Source organism: Prevotella sp. MGM2, assembly GCF_002933955.1.
Taxonomy (GTDB): Bacteria; Bacteroidota; Bacteroidia; order Bacteroidales; family Bacteroidaceae; genus Alloprevotella.
The window spans coordinates 60,087-79,845 of record NZ_BEWW01000284.1 but is presented as its reverse complement, the minus strand read 5'-3'; the positions used below and the strand labels follow the sequence as shown (position 1 = coordinate 79,845).

Annotated in this window: 18 protein-coding genes; 6 read left to right on the top strand and 12 right to left on the bottom strand. The window is 44.6% G+C overall.

Annotated elements, in window-relative coordinates:
- From lpxD to C5S62_RS08705, 6 genes are all read left to right on the top strand, one after another.
- On the top strand, positions 1–890 hold an 890-nt coding region (gene lpxD / locus C5S62_RS08730; RefSeq protein WP_104404991.1), incomplete at its 5' end, for a UDP-3-O-(3-hydroxymyristoyl)glucosamine N-acyltransferase.
- A 16-nt stretch (positions 891–906) separates the two neighbouring features.
- A complete protein-coding gene (locus C5S62_RS08725; protein WP_104404990.1) occupies positions 907–2,292 on the top strand; it encodes a bifunctional UDP-3-O-[3-hydroxymyristoyl] N-acetylglucosamine deacetylase/3-hydroxyacyl-ACP dehydratase in 1,386 nt (461 codons plus the stop codon).
- An 18-nt stretch (positions 2,293–2,310) separates the two neighbouring features.
- A complete protein-coding gene (gene lpxA / locus C5S62_RS08720; RefSeq protein ID WP_104404989.1) occupies positions 2,311–3,084 on the top strand; it encodes an acyl-ACP--UDP-N-acetylglucosamine O-acyltransferase in 774 nt (257 codons plus the stop codon).
- Between the two features lie 87 nt (positions 3,085–3,171).
- A complete protein-coding gene (locus C5S62_RS08715) occupies positions 3,172–3,732 on the top strand; it encodes a hypothetical protein (protein ID WP_104404988.1) in 561 nt (186 codons plus the stop codon).
- Positions 3,729–4,640: a tRNA (adenosine(37)-N6)-dimethylallyltransferase MiaA gene (miaA, locus tag C5S62_RS08710; protein WP_104404987.1), complete on the top strand. Its 912-nt coding sequence runs from the start codon at positions 3,729–3,731 to the stop codon at positions 4,638–4,640. The genes C5S62_RS08715 and miaA overlap by 4 nt, the downstream gene beginning before the upstream one ends.
- 137 nt (positions 4,641–4,777) lie before the next feature.
- Positions 4,778–7,357, top strand: coding sequence for a transglycosylase domain-containing protein (locus tag C5S62_RS08705; protein WP_104404986.1), 2,580 nt, complete (start codon positions 4,778–4,780; stop codon positions 7,355–7,357).
- 164 nt (positions 7,358–7,521) lie between these two features.
- Here C5S62_RS08705 and C5S62_RS08700 read toward each other — a convergent pair whose 3' ends face one another.
- From C5S62_RS08700 to C5S62_RS08645, 12 genes are all read right to left on the bottom strand, one after another.
- A complete protein-coding gene (locus C5S62_RS08700; protein ID WP_104404985.1) occupies positions 7,522–8,265 on the bottom strand; it encodes a shikimate dehydrogenase in 744 nt (247 codons plus the stop codon).
- A gap of 13 nt (positions 8,266–8,278) precedes the next feature.
- Positions 8,279–9,016: a bifunctional demethylmenaquinone methyltransferase/2-methoxy-6-polyprenyl-1,4-benzoquinol methylase UbiE gene (gene ubiE / locus C5S62_RS08695; RefSeq protein WP_104404984.1), complete on the bottom strand. Its 738-nt coding sequence runs from the start codon at positions 9,014–9,016 to the stop codon at positions 8,279–8,281.
- A gap of 573 nt (positions 9,017–9,589) precedes the next feature.
- Entirely contained in the window at positions 9,590–10,759 is a 1,170-nt protein-coding gene (locus C5S62_RS08690; RefSeq protein WP_371411198.1) for an acyltransferase family protein, read from the bottom strand.
- Between the two features lie 162 nt (positions 10,760–10,921).
- Complete coding sequence (locus tag C5S62_RS08685) at positions 10,922–11,437, bottom strand: Crp/Fnr family transcriptional regulator (RefSeq protein WP_104404982.1); 516 nt, start codon at positions 11,435–11,437, stop codon at positions 10,922–10,924.
- Positions 11,438–11,585: 148 nt separating this feature from the next.
- Positions 11,586–12,320, bottom strand: coding sequence for a hypothetical protein (locus C5S62_RS08680; protein ID WP_223301197.1), 735 nt, complete (start codon positions 12,318–12,320; stop codon positions 11,586–11,588).
- A 12-nt stretch (positions 12,321–12,332) separates the two neighbouring features.
- Entirely contained in the window at positions 12,333–13,301 is a 969-nt protein-coding gene (fmt, locus tag C5S62_RS08675) for a methionyl-tRNA formyltransferase (protein ID WP_104404981.1), read from the bottom strand.
- A 98-nt stretch (positions 13,302–13,399) separates the two neighbouring features.
- Positions 13,400–15,163 (bottom strand): chloride channel protein, encoded by a 1,764-nt coding sequence (locus tag C5S62_RS08670; RefSeq protein WP_104404998.1) that lies wholly within the window; start codon positions 15,161–15,163, stop codon positions 13,400–13,402.
- Positions 15,164–15,303: 140 nt separating this feature from the next.
- The gene (locus C5S62_RS08665) at positions 15,304–15,921 is read right to left on the bottom strand and encodes an L-threonylcarbamoyladenylate synthase (protein WP_104404980.1); all 618 of its coding nucleotides are present in this window, start codon (positions 15,919–15,921) and stop codon (positions 15,304–15,306) included.
- A gap of 13 nt (positions 15,922–15,934) precedes the next feature.
- Positions 15,935–16,465, bottom strand: coding sequence for a GNAT family N-acetyltransferase (locus C5S62_RS08660; RefSeq protein WP_104404979.1), 531 nt, complete (start codon positions 16,463–16,465; stop codon positions 15,935–15,937).
- Complete coding sequence (locus tag C5S62_RS08655) at positions 16,466–18,034, bottom strand: peptide chain release factor 3 (RefSeq protein ID WP_104404978.1); 1,569 nt, start codon at positions 18,032–18,034, stop codon at positions 16,466–16,468. It lies immediately after the preceding gene.
- A 197-nt stretch (positions 18,035–18,231) separates the two neighbouring features.
- The gene (rfbD, locus tag C5S62_RS08650) at positions 18,232–19,086 is read right to left on the bottom strand and encodes a dTDP-4-dehydrorhamnose reductase (protein ID WP_104404977.1); all 855 of its coding nucleotides are present in this window, start codon (positions 19,084–19,086) and stop codon (positions 18,232–18,234) included.
- 107 nt (positions 19,087–19,193) lie between these two features.
- On the bottom strand, positions 19,194–19,736 hold the full coding sequence (locus C5S62_RS08645) for a DUF4924 family protein (protein ID WP_104404976.1): 543 nt from the start codon (positions 19,734–19,736) through the stop codon (positions 19,194–19,196).
- Between the last annotated feature and the right edge of the window lie 23 nt (positions 19,737–19,759).

Below are 19,759 nucleotides of genomic sequence, written 5' to 3'. Positions count from 1 at the left end.
CAACCGCATCGTCTGTAGTACTGGTTAATAATGACTTTACTCCTTTGCATCCGGTAAGAACTACACTTATACGTGTTCCAGACGCTTATGAATCCATAGCCCGTCTGTTGACTTTTTATGAACAGAATATGGTTAAGCGTTCTGGAATTCATCCGTTGGCCTGTGTATCGGATAGTGCCGTTGTAGGGGACGAATGCTATATCGGCCCTTTTGTTTATATCGGCGAGAATGTTGTTGTGGGACGTGGTTGTCAGATTTATGCGCATGCGGTTATAGAACAGAATGCCAAGGTCGGTGAAGATTGTATTATCTATCCGAATGTGTCGGTTTATCATGACTGTGTGTTAGGCAATCGAGTTATTTTGCACAGTGGTTGCGTAATTGGGGCTGATGGTTTTGGCTTTGCCCCCGCTTCAGATGGTTATGAAAAAATACCTCAGATAGGTATTGTAACGATTGAAGATGATGTGGAAATAGGTGCCAATACATGTATTGACCGTTCTACTATGGGATCGACTTATATTCGTCATGGTGTGAAATTGGACAACCTTGTTCAGGTGGCTCATAATTGTGAAGTTGGGGCTAATACTGTAATGTCTGCTCAGGTGGGTGTGGCCGGTTCTACTAAAATAGGCGAATGGTGTATGTTTGGTGGTCAGGTAGGCATCGCTGGTCATGCAGTTATCGGTGACCGTACTATGAGTGGTGCTCAGGCTGGTATTGCCGGTAGCATCCGCAAGGGACATGTGACAGTACAGGGTTCCCCTGCCATTGATGCCAAACTTTTTGCGCGTGCCAGTGTGGCTTATAAGCATTTGCCTGAAATGTATGCCGAATTTAATCGCATGAAAGAAGAACTTGAGCAACTTAAGAAAACATTACAATCCTAAAAAATAATAAAGAGCTATGTCCAAGCAAAAAACATTGGGTGGCAGCTTTTCTCTTTGTGGCAAAGGACTGCACACGGGATTGAATCTTACCGTAACTTTTAATCCAGCCCCTGAAAATCATGGCTATAAAATACAACGAATAGATTTGGACGGAATGCCCATTATTGAGGCAATCGCCGAAAACGTAGTTGATACATCGCGTGGAACAGTTGTGGCTAAAGGCGATGCGCGTTGCAGTACAATTGAACACGGTATGGCTGCGCTCTATGCTATGGGTATTGATAACTGTCTTATTCAAGTGAATGGTCCTGAGTTTCCTATACTTGATGGCAGTTCTAAGTATTATGTGGAGAATATTCGGCGTGTAGGAATTGATGTACAGAATGCGCCCAAAGATTTCTATGTGATAAAGAAGAAAATAGAATTCCGTGATGAAGAAACCGGTTCGTCTATCATTATTCTTCCTGACGAACAATTCTCCATAACGGCTATGATATCGTTTGAATCGCAGTTTATCAATAGTCAGTTTGCCACGCTTGACAGCATGCAAGATTTTGCCACGGAAATAGCCTCTGCACGTACATTCGTTTTTGTTCGTGAAATAGAACCGTTGCTCAAGGCTGGCCTGATAAAAGGAGGAGACCTTCAGAATGCCATTGTTATTTATGAGCGCCAGATTTCACAGGAGGATCTTGACAAATTGGCCGACTCTATGCAAGTGGAGCGTAAGGATGCTTCGAAGTTAGGATATTTAAATGATCAGCCTTTAGTATGGCGCAATGAACCTGCCCGACATAAATTACTTGATATCATTGGTGACATGGCTTTGATAGGGCGTCCTATCAAAGGACGTATTATCGCAACACGTCCCGGACATACTATAAATAATAAATTCGCTCGTCAAATGCGTCGCGAGATTCGGGCACATGAAATACAAGCTCCTGATTATGATCCTAATGAGATGGCATTGATGGATGTGAACCGCATCCGTGAACTGCTTCCTCACCGTTATCCAATGCAATTGGTTGACAAGGTGGTGGAAATTGGGTCAAATTATATTGTGGCAGTTAAGAATGTGACTTCCAATGAAGAGTTTTTCCAAGGGCATTTTCCACAGGAACCTGTTATGCCCGGTGTGTTGCAGATCGAAGCCATGGCGCAAGCCGGTGGTTTGCTGGTGCTAAATTCAGTGGAAGAACCGGAGCGTTGGAGTACTTACTTTCTAAGAATAGACAACGTGAAGTTTCGAAGGAAAGTAGTTCCCGGTGATACTCTTATATTCAAAGTAGAGTTAATGGCTCCTATACGTCATGGTATCTCCACTATGCACGGTTTTGTCTTTGTTGGTGAAACCATAGTAATGGAGGCGACATTTACAGCCCAAATCGTCAAGAATAAATAAATTCGTATTTAATACAATATGAGTAATATCAGTCCTTTAGCTTTCGTTCATCCTGAAGCCATTATAGGTGACAGATGCGAAATCGGGCCTTTTTGCTACATTGATAAAAATGTAGAAATAGGTGCAGACAATCATTTGATGAATAGTGTGACATTGTTGGCCGGTACCCGCATGGGAAACGGTAATGTGATTTTTCCAGGTGCGGTAATCGGTGCTGTTCCTCAGGACTTGAAGTTCAGAGGAGAGGATACAACTGTTGAAATAGGTGATAACAATACTATTCGCGAAAATGTTACTATCAATAGAGGGACTGCGGCTAAGGGACGAACTATAGTGGGTAGCAATAATTTATTGATGGAAGGTATGCATGTGGCCCACGATGTGAGTGTGGGTAATGGTTGCATTATCGGTAATTCTACTAAAATAGCCGGTGAGGTGGTTGTAGACGATTTTGCTATAATCAGTGCCAATGTTTTGATACATCAGTTTTGCCGTGTGGGAAGCTATGTAATGGTTGGAGGCGGTACGCGTACAGGACAGGATATTCCTCCTTATACCATGGCAGCTCGTGAACCAGTGGCTTATTGTGGCTTAAATTTAGTCGGACTGCGCCGGCGTGGTTTTTCGCCAGAGTTGATAGAAAATATTCATAATACTTATCGTATTCTTTATCAGCGGGGCAAACTACGTGAAGAATGTCTTGCGCAAATAAAAGAGGAAGTACCCATGAGTAAGGAAATAGAATATATCCTTGATTTTGTACATAGCTCAAAGCGTGGTATCATAAAATAATGTGCATTTGTTTTTTGAGACAGGGATTTTGGATTAATGAAACAAAAAATGTCTAGAATGGACAGATAAAAAGCGAAAGAACAGAGTATGCTTCTAAAGATAAAATTCATATCCGATGAGATAGATGGCTTTTTGCGCGAAATAAAAATCGACAGCGATGCCAATTTCCTCGATTTAAACAAAATTATTTTGCAGTCGTGCGGTTATCCTGATGATCAAATGACCTCTTTTCATATTTGTAATGACGAATGGGAGCGTTGTGAACAGATTACTAGGGAAGATATGGCTGATGCAAGTAGCGAGGATGATAATCTTTATACAATGTCAGATACTCCGTTAGCCGATTTCATAGAAGATACCGGACAGAAAATGGAATTTGTGTTTGATCCGTTTTCTGAGCGTTCTTTTTTCTTGGAGGTGAAAGACACAATACCTGGAGAGCATTTGAAAAATGCCGAAGTTGTGCGTTCTGTTGGTGATGCTCCTTTGCAAATAGCTGAAATGGATTTGGACACTGTTGCCAAACCTGTTAAAGGAGGCGACTTTTTCAGCGAAGACGAGGCCGGAGAGTTTTATGGTAACGATCAGTTCTCTGATGATGAATTTGATCTTGAAGGCTTTGAATTTACTGACGGCGATCCCTATTGAAAACACTTTTAGTCATATTAGGGCCGACGGCCGTTGGAAAAACAGAGTTCAGTCTGAAAATGGCAGAACTCTTTTCGTCTCCGATACTTAATGCCGATTCACGGCAAGTATATCGTGACATTCCTATAGGTACTGCAGCACCTACGGAAATGGAACTACAGCGTGTTAAGCATTATTTTGTGGGGACATTATCTTTGGAAGATTATTATAGTGCCGCTCAGTATGAAACTGACACTCTTAATTTGTTGCATGAGTTGTTCAGAAATAAAGATGTCGTAGTTATGAGCGGTGGTTCTATGCTTTATATTGATGCTGTTTGTCGGGGGATAGACGATATTCCTACAATTGACGATACAACTCGGTTATGGATGCGTGAGCGTTATGAAAGAGAGGGGTTGGAACGGTTGGTTGAAGAGTTGCGCTTGCTTGATCCGGAATATTATGCCATTTGTGATCATAAAAATCCAAAGCGTGTGATACATGCTTTGGAGATATGTCACATGAGTGGTCGTACATATACTTCTTTCCGTGTTGGAAATATCAAACAGCGTCCTTTTAATATTCTTAAAATCGGTTTGGAGCGCGAACGTGCTGATTTGTTCGGACGCATAAACAGCCGGGTAGATGACATGGTAACCAAAGGACTGATAGAAGAAGCCCGCAGAGTTTCATCCTATCGTCATTTGAATGCGCTGAATACAGTGGGCTTTAAGGAGATGTTTAATTATTTGGATGGTAACTGGAATCTTGATTTTGCTTTGGATAAAATCCGAAGAAACACCCGGGTATATGCCAAAAAGCAAATGACATGGTTTAAGAAAGATGCTTCTATCCATTGGTTTTGTCCGACTGATTTGAATGCTATAAGATATTTTATAGATAAACAATTGGCGGACTGTGGTAAATGATTTATTTTTGCATCTGATATCAAACAGAAGCCAATAGATATTAATACCTTCATTTATCAGTATTCGTTTCTCTACCTCAGATATAGCATCCCGTTTTACGGAAACACATTCTGTATCTTTATATTAAAATCTGAATTATGAGTGATAAGCCCCAGCATAAAGGTTTTTTGAAAAGATTTTTTTCTCTTTTCAGTTTTATAGGTCATTGTATATGTAAATTTGTTTGCTGGTATTTAAGGCTTTACAAAGGGCGTTGTTGGTGGTTTAAGATACTTATATTTTTCGTTTCTCTCATAGTATCCCTTTTTCTTTACGTTGTGGCTGTGATGTTTAATTTCTTGTGGCTTTTCGGTAAATCCCCGTCAGCCCATGACATTATGCATCCCAAAAATCCTGAAGCTTCCGTGATTTATTCTGCTGATGGTAAAGTTATTGGAAAATTTTTTGATGAGAATCGCCAATCTGTTTCCTACAAAGATATTAACAGCACTTTTTTTCAGGCATTGATATCTACCGAAGATGAACGTTTTTATGAACATAGCGGTATTGATTTCAAGGGATTGATAGGTGCTGCAAAAGATGCTGTGGGCGGTCATGCCCGCGGAGCTTCAACCATATCGCAGCAATTAGTAAAGAATATGTTCCGCATCCGGACGAGCACAGAGTACGGTACGGGATTAGTGGGCAAGATACCCGGCATGCGTATTTTGATAATGAAGACAAAGGAGATGGTTATAGCTGTGCAATTGGAAATGTCCAATGAGAAAGACAGTATTCTGACGATGTATGCCAATACGGTCGATTTCGGTTCCAATGCGTTTGGCATAAAAACCGCAGCGAAAACTTATTTCAATAAAACACCAGCGGAGTTGAGAGTAGAAGAAGCCGCAGTTCTGGTGGGGCTGTTGAAGGCTACAAGCACCTATAATCCCCGCATTAATCCTCAGCAGAGTCAGCGTCGGCGCAATGTGGTGCTCGATAATATTTACAATCATCGTCACGATTTGGCCAAAAAGTTTGGGAAAGCAGCCATTGAAACAAGGGAACAGTTGGATTCGCTCAAGAAGTTGCCTATAGAGTTGAATTTCAATGTCGAGACGGCTTATGACGGACAGGCGCTTTATTTTCGTCAGGCAGTTGCCGATTATATCAAGGAAAATAGCCCCAATCTTGACCCTTATACCGATGGCTTGAAAATCTATACCACACTTGACAGCCGGATGCAGCGTTATGCCGAAGCAGCCGTGGTAGAGCAGATGAAGAAAGTACAGGATAGTTTTGATGCTCATTGGCGTGGTTTGGGTGAGCCTTGGCGCGATGAGAGCGGGCAGCTGATTCCTGATTTTATTGAAAAGATAGCGCGTGAAACAGATGTTTATAAGAAGCTGAAGGCTCGTTTCCCTGATGCTCCGGACTCAGTGGATTATTATATGAACCAGCCGCATGAGGTGAAACTTTTCGATTATGATGGCGGACATACGGAACAAATCAGTACGATGGACTCTATTCGCTACATGGTGAAATTCATGCACACCGGATTTGTGGCGATGGAGCCGGGTAACGGTCATGTGAAGGTTTATGTCGGTGATGTCGATTTTAAAACGTGGAAGTACGATAAGGTACGTTCCATGCGTCAGCCCGGTTCGACATTCAAGCTTTTTGTATATGCCACGGCAATGAAACAAGGCTGGACACCGAGTGATGCCCGTTTGAAGGATGCTTACATCCGCATGGAAGTATACGACGGCAAGCGCGACACCACCACCATTTGGCAACCTCACAACGCCAATGGCCGGTTTTCAAATGCCAATTTGCCCTTAAGGTCAGCTTTTGCGCAGAGTGTCAATACTATAGCTGTGAAATTAGGTCAGGAAGTAGGCATTGGTAATGTCATAGAAACAGCGCAGGAAATGGGCATACTTTCACCTTTGTCCAATACACCATCTTTGGCCTTGGGGTCAAGCGATGTCAATTTGCTTGAAATGGTCAATGCTTATGCCACTGTGGCCAATGGAGGGGTGCATGTACCTCCTGTTTTGGTAGAGAAAATAATAGACCGTGAAGGAAAGGTAGTTTATGAAGCGGCTCCGTCACGTACTCCTGCTCTTGACGAGCGTGCGGCGTTCTTTATGCAGAAATTGCTGGAAGCCGGTGTACGCGATGGCGGCGGAACATCGCAGGCTTTAGGCAGTGCCATGTATATGGGGAGATTTAACGGCCGCATTGACTTTGGCGGGAAAACAGGTACTTCCAACAATCATTCCGATGCTTGGTTCATTGGCGTCACGCCGGCTTTAGTTGGCGGGGCATGGGTTGGTGGAGAATACCGGAGCATTCATTTCCGTTCCGGTCGTTTGGGGCAAGGAAGCCGTACGGCATTGCCTATTTTCGGACTTTTTATGAATAAGCTATTGAATGATCCGCTTTTTGCTCCCCGTTATCTTAAACTTTACGGCAAAGCTCCTCAAGGAGTGACGCCCGCAATGTATGGATATACTTATGTGCCGCGGGAAGAGCCGGATTCCCTGTCAGCAGACAGTATTTTGCTGCTGGAAGAAGATGGTCAGCCCATTGAACCGTCAGAGGCCGGTGCGGAAATATCTTCTGAACAGGCTTCTCAAAGTGGAAAATCCCGTCAGGGAGTAACTGCAAGGGATAAACGTAATAATAGAAGAAACGGAGGTGACGAGCCTAATCCGGAAGAGTATTATGAGTAGAATTTAGAAAGGTTTAAAAGTTCAGTAATTGACAGTGCAGAATAAAAATAATCTCCCTTTTTGGGGAAATTATTTTTATTCTGCACTATTTTAAACGTATTATCCGATACGTTGTTGCAGTAAATGGTATTTGTCCGTCTGAAAGGGGAAGGAGGGGATGATTTCTATTCGTGCCAGAAATCCCAGCTGGCCAAAGCTTGCAGATGAAGCATTTCCAAACCGTTTTTTGTTACTGCTCCTTGTTCGGCTCCCAATTGGAGAAATTTTGTTTCCTGCGGATTATATACCAGATCATAGAGTAAATGATTCGGCGTGAGGAGATGATAGGGAATGTTTGGATATTCTTCAATATGAGGATACATGCCTACCGGTGAGCAATTGACAATGACTCTGTGGGTTGATATGATTTCAGGTGTCAGGTCTTCATACGTCAGCCGGCCTTGGGCCTGAGTGCGGCTGACATACCGGGTGTGTATTCCCATCTTTTCCAGTCCGTGAACAATCGCTTTTGATGCTCCACCTGTTCCTAAGATAAGTGCTTGTGTGTGAATTTCAGGCCGTAATAGCGGAGTTATGGAACGGCAGAACCCGATGACATCGGAATTGTAACCCTTCAGATACGTAGTGTCTCCTTTGCGCGTAATGCGGACCACATTGACTGCACCGATGGCGCGGGCTTCGTCGCTCATCTCGTCAAGCAGGGGAATGACGGCTTGTTTATGGGGTATGGTAACATTGATGCCCCGTAGTTCGGGATTGGCACCGATAAGCGCGGGAAGTGACTTTACGTCCGGTATTTCGTAATTGCAGTAAGCGGCGTCGATGTTTTCGTTCCTGAATTTTCCGGCAAAGAATTCAGCCGAAAAACTGTGACCGAGCGGATAACCGATGAGACCGTATTTTTCCATGGTGATGTCGTTCTTATTTCGTGGCGGTGTAGAGGGTACTCAAGCCGAAAGTGTAGCGCTTGAACCTGACTTCCTTGAACCCAGCCCGTGAAAGTATTTGCTGCATCTCTTCGCCTTGTGGAAAGGCCTCCATCGTGGCTGGCAGATAGGCGTAGGCTTTGTTGTCGCGTGATATGAGGCGGCCCAGTGCGGGCATGAGTACATGGGAATAGAGCCGGAAAAGTTGCTTCATAGGGAAACGTCGGGGGGCTGTGAGTTCGATAATTACCAATCGGCCTCCGGGTTTCATCACCCGGCACATTTCACTCAACCCTCTATCGAGGTCTTCAAAGTTTCTGATGCCGTAGGCCACCATGACGGCGTCAAAGGCATTGTCGCTTAAGGAAAGGCGGAGACAGTCCTCTTTCTGAAAACGGATGGTTTTTTCCAGACCGGCTCTGGCTGTTTTCTCGCGGCCTACCTGCAACATGCCATCGGAGAGGTCAATCCCCAAAATGCTTTCCGGATGCAGTTCCCTTGCTGCCAGCATGGCAAAGTCGCCGGTGCCGGTAGCCACATCGAGAATATGTTTGGGAGCATGGGGGGTCAAGGATTTTATGGCAGCCTTGCGCCAATGCTTGTCAATGCCGAAGGAGAGGGTGTGATTGAGCAGGTCATAGCTATGGGCTATGCCGTCAAACATGCGTTCAACCTGTTCGCCTTTGGTACCGTCGTTACCATAGGGGGTTATTTCTTCTTGCCGGTAAGTCATCGTTGGTAGTTTTTTTAAGGATGCAAACTTACGGAAAAACGGTGGGATGAACTAATATTAAAGGCAAGAATGTGAAATTTATCCCAAGGTACTTCTCTTCCATTTTGGGAGATATGAGCCTTTTAACATAATTTGCTTTTGGCTGTGGAATGTTGTATCTTTGTAACAGCGGAGCGGGGCTTTCCACAGGGAAGTCCCGCTCTTTCAGTGTATTCAGGGAGTATTCATGGATTTTCTTGCCGTATTTTCCAACAGAAATCCCCGTATTGTAATTAAAATTCCAAGTATTCGTGTTAAAATTGCAATACGGACTTTCACAGTTCCGATACTTACAACCTATGTTTTAACACTTTGAAATGTAATGGAAGGTTAAAAATGTTAATGTCCGATGGATGATAAAGGTTCAAAAATATGAAGGAGGAAGTCCGGATATGAGAGATATTCTTGACGTATTTGTCTTTTTCAGTTGCAGGGTATGTGGAAGGGGATGTCAAGAAATGTTCCCCGGAAAATCCCGACTGCTCGGGATTTTCCGGGGAGTAGTTTTAGCGATGATAAAGCGGATGTGGAGAGTTATTGCCTGGCAGCCGTTTTTCCTGACAACCATTTTCTTACAGGCTCGTCATATAATTTAAGGAGGGCGTAGGCCAGCAGAACGTTCCATACACATACGCCTATGGTTACGGGCCAGGTGTCGGCCAGCGTGAACAACTGGTGCTTGATGAGCCATGCGTAGAAGAGGTACATGAACGGGTAATGAATAATGTAGAGCGGGAAGGAAATATCGCCTAAGAATTTGCAGGCGCGTGAAGAGAATCTGTCAGTAGTGAGGCCTGACGCACCAATCCATACGATTATAGGGAACATGACAAGTATGCACAGCGATTCATAGACTCCGTTGAGACAAATATTGCCTTCGCTCTTGATGTATGGTGTGATAAAGAGCATGACGAGCAGTGCGGAACAAATCCAAAAGGCGCCTCTCAGCCTGAGCGGTTTGAAACGGCGCGACAGTAGCATGCCCATGGTGAAGGGGAAGAGCATGCGTAGCAATCCGCTCCAGAAACCGGCTTCCTGCATGGTCCAGCCCACTCCGAGATTGCCGTAGCCGGACATGTCGGACCAGGTAAAGACTGTGAGTCCGGCTCCTAGAAGAACAACGAGTATGGTCAGCATTTTTGTGGAAAGTCTCCTGATGAACAAGGCATAGAGAATATTGCCTATGTACTCGAAAAAGAGTGACCATGCAGGGCCGTTGAGAGGAAATGCCTCGCCGTTGCCTCGCACTTCATTGATACCTCCAGGAAATGCCGGAATGAAAAACATGGCGCAGAGCAGTGAGAGCATGACTGCCGAGGTGGCAACGTGTGTTCCGTCCCACTGTATGCCACCTTGCAGGAAGAAGCAGATGGCTCCCAGAACAGCTCCCATGATGGCCATGGGATGGAGGCGTATCAGTCTGCGTCTGTAGAATGTCTTCATGGTGAGGTTCTTGTTCCAGCGGTCGTCGTAGGCATAGCTGATGACAAAGCCTGACAGCATGAAAAAGAAGTCTACGGCCAGATATCCGTGATTGATGCCCTTTATTACGGCTGCGCCTTGGGCAAAGGCAAAACCTTCGTGAACATGATACCAAAGTACTAGTAATGCCGCAATGCCTCTTAAGCCGTCTAACAGTTCATAATGAGGCTTTGTGTCTGTAAATGTAGTGGAAGAGTTGATGTATGCCATCCGATTAGACATAAAATTGAAGTATGATTTGATTTTTTGTTGATAAACAGTGGCAAAGTTAGCTGATTTGGGATTCAAAAAAGTTGTCCTGCGACAAAAAAACAAACGGTCATGTCTTGTGCTTTCTCATAGTTTGCCGCGAATGCGGCTGAGAGTGGGGAGGGGTATGTCCAGCTAAGAGGCGATGTAGCCCAGTTTCACTTGCCGGCATATCTCAGGGAATTGTTGTTGAAATGCTTCATAGCGTTCTTTGGCGGATAGCGTAAGGCGTTCTTTGTGTGAGCGGTGTAATCTCCGGTATTCGTTCTGATGGATGATTCTTCCCCAATTGGCTAGCTCGATATTGGTGTGGAAAAGATGGTTAAGGGCGGTCAGGCTGATTCTGTATGCCTCGACTTCTTCGAGCGTTTCCACAAACTCCTCGCTTGTCTTGTTGTAATACATTTCGTCCATGCTGAACACGATGCCTCCTGCTCCCATGAAGGAGGTGGTGATTTCCTCACCGTTTACCAGCCAGAAGGAACGGGTTGTTCCTTTCTCTATGAAATAGGCGGATTTGTTGAATATGTTTTTCTTTATCAGCAGGTGCTTTTTGGGGAAATGACAGGGAGTGACATGTTCTCTTAATGTCTGTATGGTATCGTTTGATAGGGGATACAGGGAATTTATCTTTTCTAGGATGTGCTTCATTGAATGGCGGAGGATGCAGGTGTGGCGTCTTCGGAGGCGAAGACCGGTTTGCCGCAGTAATCGCAATGACGCTAACTGGAGAAATGGCTATGGAAAAACTTGTTCTTGTTTTTCTGATGCTTATGCAGGTAAAAAACAGGCTGGTATCTTATCGGTGGAAATGCCCTTTGGCTTTAACTAATATGACTTTTAACTGTGGGTCTTTCAGCATTTTCCAGTTGGTAGGCAGGGCGCGCAGTTCAAATTCTGTGGTACGGTGTTTCCATGTCAGCAGGCCGATGTCGCTTTGAAGATGTTTTTTGATAGTGCCATACCACCATCCGGGAAATGACAGGGCGCGGACTTTACGGCTATCAGCTATAGTTTGCAGATGAGCCATGCATTTTTGAATTTCCTCTTCGGACAATCGCGACGGCTTGTCGTAAGGAACGTAATAGGAGGTATAATATTGGTCTTCTGTGAAGAGCGAAAGAGCATCGGACGATGGGCCTTCGACAATGAGTTGCTGTCGGGATATATCGTACCGGCGGCAAAGACTGTCAAGACGGGCATGGAGAGCGGCGGCATTTTCTGTGGTCAGATTTTTAATGTCCAGCCAAATTCTGGTCTTATTTTTGTTCGCATAGGCGAAATATTCATCGATGGTTTGATTGAACGTGGTGTCGGCATCGTGTGTCACATCAAAAGAACCGTTTTTACGGAATACAATATCGACTTCGATATTGGGGTAGTCTGCATGAAATTCACAGAGTTTTTCTATAGAATTGCAACGGTGTAGCCAAAGTTTTTCGGGAGTACTGCCTATGTGGCAGTATATAATAATACTATATAGTATTATCGCTAAAATGATTCCTCCTCCGATAACGGCTTTCCTTGATTTCATGGGACTTGTTAATTATATTACTCGTAACGGGCCTTCAGCATGGAAACCGCGTAGGAAATCAGTAACTTCCATGCGTTTCTTGCCGGCCAGTTGTAAGGTTTTCAGATGTAGATAACCGTCGCTGAGAGCTACTTTCAGTTCGTTGCGGCCGTTGGTGGTTAATGTGCCTGTGGGGTACTCAGGCTCACAGAATTCTTTTTCAGCCGCATAGATTTTGAGCACGTTGCGCCGGTTTGCGTATTCCATTTCTGTCCATGCGGCAGGATAGGGGGACAAACCACGAATGAAGTCGTAGGTGCTTTTGACCCCTTTGCTCCAATTGATCCGACAGGTCTCTTTGAAAATTTTGGGAGCCGGACGTAGAGGCTCATCTGTAACCAATTCGCTTTGAGAAATAGGTTTGATGTTATCGGCAAGAATGTTGTCGACGGTTTCTATGACAAGATTGGCACCTAGAACCATCAGTTTGTCGTGTACGTCTTCCGCATTGTCAGTGTCGAGGATAGGTACAGGCACGCGCTGTATGACATTTCCTGTATCTATTTCTTGATCAAGAAAGAAGGTAGTTATGCCGGTTTGTGTGTCACCGTTGATGATGGCCCAGTTGATGGGGGCTGCGCCACGGTATTGTGGCAACAGGGCAGCATGGAGGTTGAATGTTCCCAAGCGTGGCATGGCCCATACTGCTTCAGGTAGCATTCTGAAAGCAACCACGATTTGCAGGTCGGCCTTGAGTGATTTCAACTCTTCCAGAAACTCTGGATTTTTCAGTTTTTCTGGTTGCAGCACTTTGAGTCCTTGGGATATGGCATATTGTTTGACCGGTGAGGCCGTCAAGTCAGTTTGATGTCGGCCGACAGGTTTGTCGGGCATGGTTACAACCCCTACAATGTTATAGCCGCCGGCAACTAATAATTTTAAGGGTTCAACAGCAAAGTCGGGCGTACCCATATATATGATGCGAAGTTCTTCTTTAGTCATGATTGGTGTTTTTATGAAGATGATAAAGTTTATTCCATAGAAATTCCGCAGGAAGATGTTGATGTTCCAATGCTTTTGAGCAGGATGTTTATTGGAATTTATTCCTCTGAAAAATCTTTCATGATTTGCCGGTAAGAAGCATACAACCGCGTGCGTGAAACGAAACCTATGAAGGTTCCATCCGGTTTCAGCACGGGAAGTGTGCCGGATGCACAACTTTGAAATTTGTCCATGACTGTGGACATCGAATCATCTGTGTGCAAAATAATGGGGGGATATTCCATGAGCTGCTCGGCGTTGTACATACGATAAAGTTCGCTGCGGAATATGAATTTACGGATTTTGTTGAGGTTGATAACGCCAAGCAGAGCGCCTTTTCTATCTGTCACTGCAAAGTGAAGTGATTTGCTGGCCGAAACTGCTTGAACTACTTGTCCTAAGTTCATTTTGGGTGTGAGGCGCGGACGTTCTTTATCAACAATGGCATCGAGTGTCATCAGTGTCAAGATGGAACGGTCTTTGTGGTGAGTCAAGAGTTCACCATTGCGGGCCAGACGCATGGAGTATATGCTGTGTGGCTCAAAAGCGTTGATGGTCAAATATGAAGCTACTGATACAATCATCAGAGGAATAAACAGAGCGTAACCGCCAGTGAGTTCCGCTATGAGAAAAACACCGGTAAGCGGGGCGTGGAAAACACCGCTCATGACACCTGCCATTCCAAGTAAGGCATAATTCGTTTCAGGAACGTGTATGCCTAACAGTTCATGTTGATTCCATATTCGTGAGAAGACAAACCCGCCGATACAACCTAAAAACAAACTGGGAGCAAAGGTTCCTCCGCAACCGCCGCCACCGTTTGTGGCGGTAGTGGCAAAGACCTTGAACACAATGATAAGTCCAAGGAAGAGCAGTAAATATTCCGGATGCCCGTAGAATAGAGAATTATTAAGTACTGTTTCGGCTTCTCCGTTGCCGGTCATGCCTACGAGTGTTGAAATGGTGGCATAGCCTTCACCATAAAGGGGAGGGAAGAAATAAATGAGCAAGGCTAATACGCTTCCGCCGAGCGCCAGTTTAATGTATAGGTTTTTTAATTTGACAAATACTTTTTCAAAGGCGTTCATAGTGCGTGTGAAATAAAGAGAAATGAGACCGCAGAATATACCTAATAAAATAGATGTCGGGACACGGTTGACGGAAAAGGGTTCAGACAAATTGAAGGCAAACATGGCATCGCTGCCTGTCAGCGCATAGGTGATGCAAGTAGCTGTAAGGCACGAAACCAACAGAGGCAGCAGAGAGGCCATGGTAAGATCAATCATTAAAACCTCAAGAGTGAATACCAGTCCTGCAATAGGGGCTTTAAATATACCGGCAACGGCTCCGGAGGCTCCGCAACCGATTAACAGCATAAGCGTCTTGTGGTCTAGCCTGAAAATACGTCCTAAATCACTACCTATGGCTGATCCGGTTAATACTATTGGAGATTCGGCTCCTACAGAACCACCGAAACCAATTGTCAGAGCTGAGGCCAATACGCTTGTAATGCAGTTGTGACGACGAATGTGCCCTTGGCGACGTGATATGGCGTAGAGAATTTTGGTAACACCATGTCCGATATCATCGCGGACTATGTATTTTATAAAAATGGCAGTGAGAAAAATACCGATAACCGGATAAACAAGAAACAGCCAGTTTGAACTTGTCACATCGAATTGGGACGTCAGTAGAATCTCTATCTTGTGAATGAGCCACTTCAGAAGTTGTGCGGCTAAGGCTGCTCCAACACCAACTATGAAACTAAGAAGCAAGATGAACTGCCGCGGGCTGAGGGCTTGTGATAAATAAGATACAAACATTGAAAACGTTTTGCCCTCAGCAGATAGTCCGTCTTTATCTTGTATTTGTTCTAGTCCCATAAGTAATGGATTTGGCGTGTTGTTAATGAATTCCAATTGTTCGTGAACACGGAATTTTGCGGGATAAAATGTAACTCAATCTATTCGCGTATGATTTTTATAAGGCTTCCTTCACTTAATTTTATTATACTGGAAGCACATCGTATCTCCTTTTCCTGCTGGCGTGATGTACATATATAATCAACGGCTTGTTTCACATTTTCTGAGATATCGTTGAAATATTGGGGCGAAGGTTTACCGCTGATGTTGGCGGATGTTGAGACTATAGCCCGTTTCATACGCATGCAAAGTTCGCGGCTGAAAGTCTCACGTGTTACCCGAATGGCGACACTTCCGTCCTCTGCTATCAGATTGGCGGCAAGATTGCGGCCGTGATCGTAAATGATTGTCAGAGGTTTCTCTGTGCATTCTATTAAATCCCAGGCAACATCAGGGACATCTTTCACATAAAAGGGAATTTTAGCTTCACTGTCAACTAAGGTAATGAGAGCTTTGGAATCCGCCCTTTGTTTAATTTCAAAAATACGGCGTACTGCTGTTTCGTTTGTGGCATCGCATCCAATACCCCAGATCGTGTCCGTAGGGTATAGAATAATCCCACCTTGGTTCATAACTTCTACTGCCTGTTTGATATCTTCACGATATTGACGCAAAAGAGAAAGTTCTTTATCTGAAATACGTTGGAACTTTTCTGCCATGATTGGTATCTTATTATTGTTGGGCTATGGTCTTCTCAAAAGCAATGCGTGTACCACCTTTGGGGTAATGAATGTTTCCGCAGCGGGTAAACTTTAGTCGGGCAAGTAGGCGCAGCATGTGCCCATTGTCATGATTAGTGTCTATTCTTATACTGGCAATGCCATTTTTAACAGCCATTTGTTCTACTTCCAACATGAAGTGCGTGCCTATTCCTTTATTCCTGACTTCATCTGCTACCGCGAGTCGGTGTACTACGATATATGGTGTTGCAATGCTGAGCCATTGACATTCCTGATTGTTGTATGCCGGCTCTTTTCCGATAATTACAGCGCCATAAGCTATCGGCAATCCGTTTTCCTGACAAAGTACATATCCATGTTTTGAACTGACATCTTCTTGCAAGTCGGTTAATGCCGGATAATATTCATTCCATTGCTGTTTGCCTTCACGCAGCATTTGTTGCTTTGCTTGTTCTATAATGTCATGAATACGGGGTAAATCCTCAGGAAACGCTTTGCGCCATGAAAACTGAGAAATTTTCATTTAGAATTCACTTGTAAAGTGAAACTTGATGTGCTCAAAGTCCTGTTGCGCCATTTGCAGTACATAACCGCTGTCTGCCAGAAAAACATCGCGTCCCTCACGGTCTTTGGCCATGTACTGGTATTTGCGCTTTTTGAAATTCTCTAATTCCACAGAATTGTCGCTTTCTATCCAACATGCTTTGTAGAGGTTTAACGGTTCCCAACGGCATTTGGCATTGTATTCGTTTTCCAAACGATATTGGATAACTTCAAATTGTAATTGGCCTACTGTTCCGATGATTTTTCTTCCGTTAAACTGGTTGACAAACAACTGGGCTACACCTTCGTCCATGAGTTGCTCTATACCCTTGTTGAGTTGTTTGGTTTTCATCGGGTCTGCATTTTCGATGTATTTGAACATTTCAGGTGAGAATGAGGGCAGTCCTTTAAAATGCAGTATTTCTCCTTCGGTCAGTGTGTCGCCTATTTTGAATATTCCGTTGTCCGGCAAGCCTACGATATCGCCCGGCCATGCCTCGTCTATGGTACTCTTCCGTTGTGCCATGAATTGTGTGGGAGAGGAAAAACGTACGGTCTTTCCGTTTCTAACATGCAAGTAGGGGGCGTTACGTTGGAATTTTCCGGAGCAGACTTTGCAGAATGCGATGCACGACCGGTGGTTGGGGTCTATGTTAGCGGTTATTTTGAAAATAAAGCCTGTGAATTTTTGTTCATCGGGAGTAACCTCGCGTTCTTCTGCCTGTGTGGGGCGTGGATTGGGGGCTATTTTAACAAAGCAGTCCAGCAGTTCTTTTACGCCGAAGTTGTTGAGGGCAGATCCGAAAAATACCGGTGCGACATCTGCAGCCAGATAGTCTTCTGTGTTGAATTCCGGATATACGCCTTCGACCAGTTCCAGATCTTCGCGTAACTTGGTGGCATCAGCTTCTCCCACATGGTGTTCCAGGTCGGAACTGTTGATGTCGACAGCCACTTTTTCCGTTACTTTTTGTTTGTCAGCGGTGAAGAGGTTCAGTTGCTGCTCATAAATATTATAGACGCCTTTGAGGCGCATGCCCTGATTGATTGGCCATGAAAGCGGGCGTACTTTAATTTGAAGTTCTTCCTCAACTTCGTCAAGCAAGTCGAAAGGATCTTTTCCTTCGCGGTCCATTTTGTTGATGAAGATGATCACCGGAGTTTTGCGCATACGGCAGACAGTCATAAGCTTGCGGGTTTGCATTTCCACACCTTTTGCACTGTCTACTACAATAATGGCAGAATCTACGGCAGTAAGTGTACGGAAAGTATCTTCTGCAAAATCCTGGTGGCCCGGAGTGTCGAGAATATTGACTTTATAGCCTTCATAGTCAAATTCCATGACTGAGGTCGTAACGGAAATACCACGTTGTTTTTCTATTTCCATCCAGTCCGATGTTGCCGTCTTTTTAATTTTATTGCTCTTTACCGCACCGGCTACTTGAATTTGTCCGCCGAAAAGAAGCAACTTTTCAGTCAGAGTAGTCTTACCGGCATCGGGATGGGAAATGATGGCAAATGTTCTTCTTCGTTCTATTTCAGGATTCATACGAGTTGTTGTCTATCTTCTTCTGTTGTTTTTTGTAATGTGTATAGTATGTCGGCATCGATGACGGCGCTTGGCCCAATTGCCAGAGGAGACGTTTTTGGGGCTGTTCCGAAAATGATGCTCCGAAGCATGCCTGCGACAACCTTATTGCGATGCACGTTCTTTAGCCCGCTATCCGACTTTCTCCTCCGTTTTTATCATAATTCTTTAAGGCAATCTTTCAAACTGTCTTCCCACCAGGGAATGTCGCAATCATAAACGGATTTGATTTTAGTCTTGTCTAAAACCGAGAAATGGGGGCGTGCGGCCGGAACGGGATACTCTTCAGTGTGAATCGGCCGTACGCGGCAGTTTTCTATACCGGCCAGGTGATGGATGGCTTTGGTGAAATCATACCACGAACAGGCGCCTTCGTTTGTGTAGTGATAAACGCCTGGGACGATGCCTTGTTCTATAGCCGTTATTATTGTTTGTGCCAGGTCGCGGGCATAAGTCGGTGAGCCTATTTGGTCGAACACCACTCCGAGTTCTTCACGTTCGCGTCCGAGCCGGAGCATGGTTTTAACAAAATTATTGCCAAAAGAAGAGTAAAGCCAGGCTGTCCGGATAACCATAGAACCGGCACACTGACGGATAACACTCTCTTCGCCGGCCAGTTTTGTGCGGCCGTATACCGTTTGCGGATTGGTAGAGTCGTCTTCTTTGTAAGGTTTGCATGAATAGCCGTCAAATACGTAGTCCGTCGAAACCTGTATGATAGTTCCGCCAACCTCGCTGGCGGCTTCTGCCAAATATCCGGGAGCTGTCTGATTGAGAAGTTCGCATAGTTCTGGTTGGCTTTCCGCCTTGTCTACGGCCGTAAAGGCAGCGCAGTTGACGATGAGCTCCGTATTATTGTCCTTAACGAAGTTGCATACAGCTTCACGGTCGGTGATGTCCAGTTGGTTTACGTCCGTAAAAAAGAAACGGCAGGTGTTTTCATATTTTGGGGCGAGGCGCTGGAGTTCATTACCCAATTGTCCGTTACAACCGGTTACAAGAATATTTTTCATTAGACTGATTTTTATGACTGGTGGCAGAGAATAAAGATGCTTTTTCAGTGGATGGCACAGAGATTGTGACCATCAGGTACCAACCGGTCGTGTGGTATTTTCATTTCTCAGAATTCTATAGGAGTGTCTTTGTCTTTGAAATAGTAATCTGATAGTTGCCCCAACATGGCAGAAACATCTGCTGCGGCTTTTGCCGTGGCTTCCGAAATTTCTTTCTTTTGCAGGCGCAGCATCATGACACCGTACAGAACATCGAAGCAGGTTTGCAGTTCCGGTTCCTGTTCATGTCCACCCTTTCCCCTGAGTTCCACAATATAGGGAAGTACCTTATAGTACATTTCTCGGTAGTAAGGGAATTTATCGGAATTCAGGAGTCGGGCATGAAGTTCGCCTAAATCCATCAGGATATTCTTGCAGATTTGCAGATGTCCTTTTCCGGCTACACCTTCCGACCGCATCATGTCGCACAAGTCGGCATACCATTTCCGGGTCTCTTGTGCAATGGCTCCGTCCAGTTTGAATTGTGACAGATAGTTCTCGTTCAGTCGGTCAAAGTCGCAACTGTAGGCGCGGATGATGTCTTCCACCTGCCAGAGATACAACAAGAATTCCGCCCTGTTTTTCTTTTTGAGTTGGTTTGCAATAATCATGGTGTTGAAGTGAACCCTGTTCT

Bases quoted from the DNA above. Each gene is read 5' to 3' on its own strand.
- C5S62_RS08725 (WP_104404990.1), top strand. From the start codon at position 907: ATGTCCAAGCAAAAAACATTGGGTGGCAGCTTTTCTCTTTGTGGCAAA.
- lpxA (WP_104404989.1), top strand. From the start codon at position 2,311: ATGAGTAATATCAGTCCTTTAGCTTTCGTTCATCCTGAAGCCATTATA.
- C5S62_RS08715 (WP_104404988.1), top strand. From the start codon at position 3,172: ATGCTTCTAAAGATAAAATTCATATCCGATGAGATAGATGGCTTTTTG.
- C5S62_RS08705 (WP_104404986.1), top strand. From the start codon at position 4,778: ATGAGTGATAAGCCCCAGCATAAAGGTTTTTTGAAAAGATTTTTTTCT.
- C5S62_RS08700 (WP_104404985.1), bottom strand. From the start codon at position 8,265: ATGGAAAAATACGGTCTCATCGGTTATCCGCTCGGTCACAGTTTTTCG.
- ubiE (WP_104404984.1), bottom strand. From the start codon at position 9,016: ATGACTTACCGGCAAGAAGAAATAACCCCCTATGGTAACGACGGTACC.
- C5S62_RS08690 (WP_371411198.1), bottom strand. From the start codon at position 10,759: ATGTCTAATCGGATGGCATACATCAACTCTTCCACTACATTTACAGAC.
- C5S62_RS08685 (WP_104404982.1), bottom strand. From the start codon at position 11,437: ATGAAGCACATCCTAGAAAAGATAAATTCCCTGTATCCCCTATCAAAC.
- C5S62_RS08680 (WP_223301197.1), bottom strand. From the start codon at position 12,320: ATGAAATCAAGGAAAGCCGTTATCGGAGGAGGAATCATTTTAGCGATA.
- fmt (WP_104404981.1), bottom strand. From the start codon at position 13,301: ATGACTAAAGAAGAACTTCGCATCATATATATGGGTACGCCCGACTTT.
- C5S62_RS08670 (WP_104404998.1), bottom strand. From the start codon at position 15,163: ATGTTTGTATCTTATTTATCACAAGCCCTCAGCCCGCGGCAGTTCATC.
- C5S62_RS08665 (WP_104404980.1), bottom strand. From the start codon at position 15,921: ATGGCAGAAAAGTTCCAACGTATTTCAGATAAAGAACTTTCTCTTTTG.
- C5S62_RS08660 (WP_104404979.1), bottom strand. From the start codon at position 16,465: ATGAAAATTTCTCAGTTTTCATGGCGCAAAGCGTTTCCTGAGGATTTA.
- C5S62_RS08655 (WP_104404978.1), bottom strand. From the start codon at position 18,034: ATGAATCCTGAAATAGAACGAAGAAGAACATTTGCCATCATTTCCCAT.
- rfbD (WP_104404977.1), bottom strand. From the start codon at position 19,086: ATGAAAAATATTCTTGTAACCGGTTGTAACGGACAATTGGGTAATGAA.
- C5S62_RS08645 (WP_104404976.1), bottom strand. From the start codon at position 19,736: ATGATTATTGCAAACCAACTCAAAAAGAAAAACAGGGCGGAATTCTTG.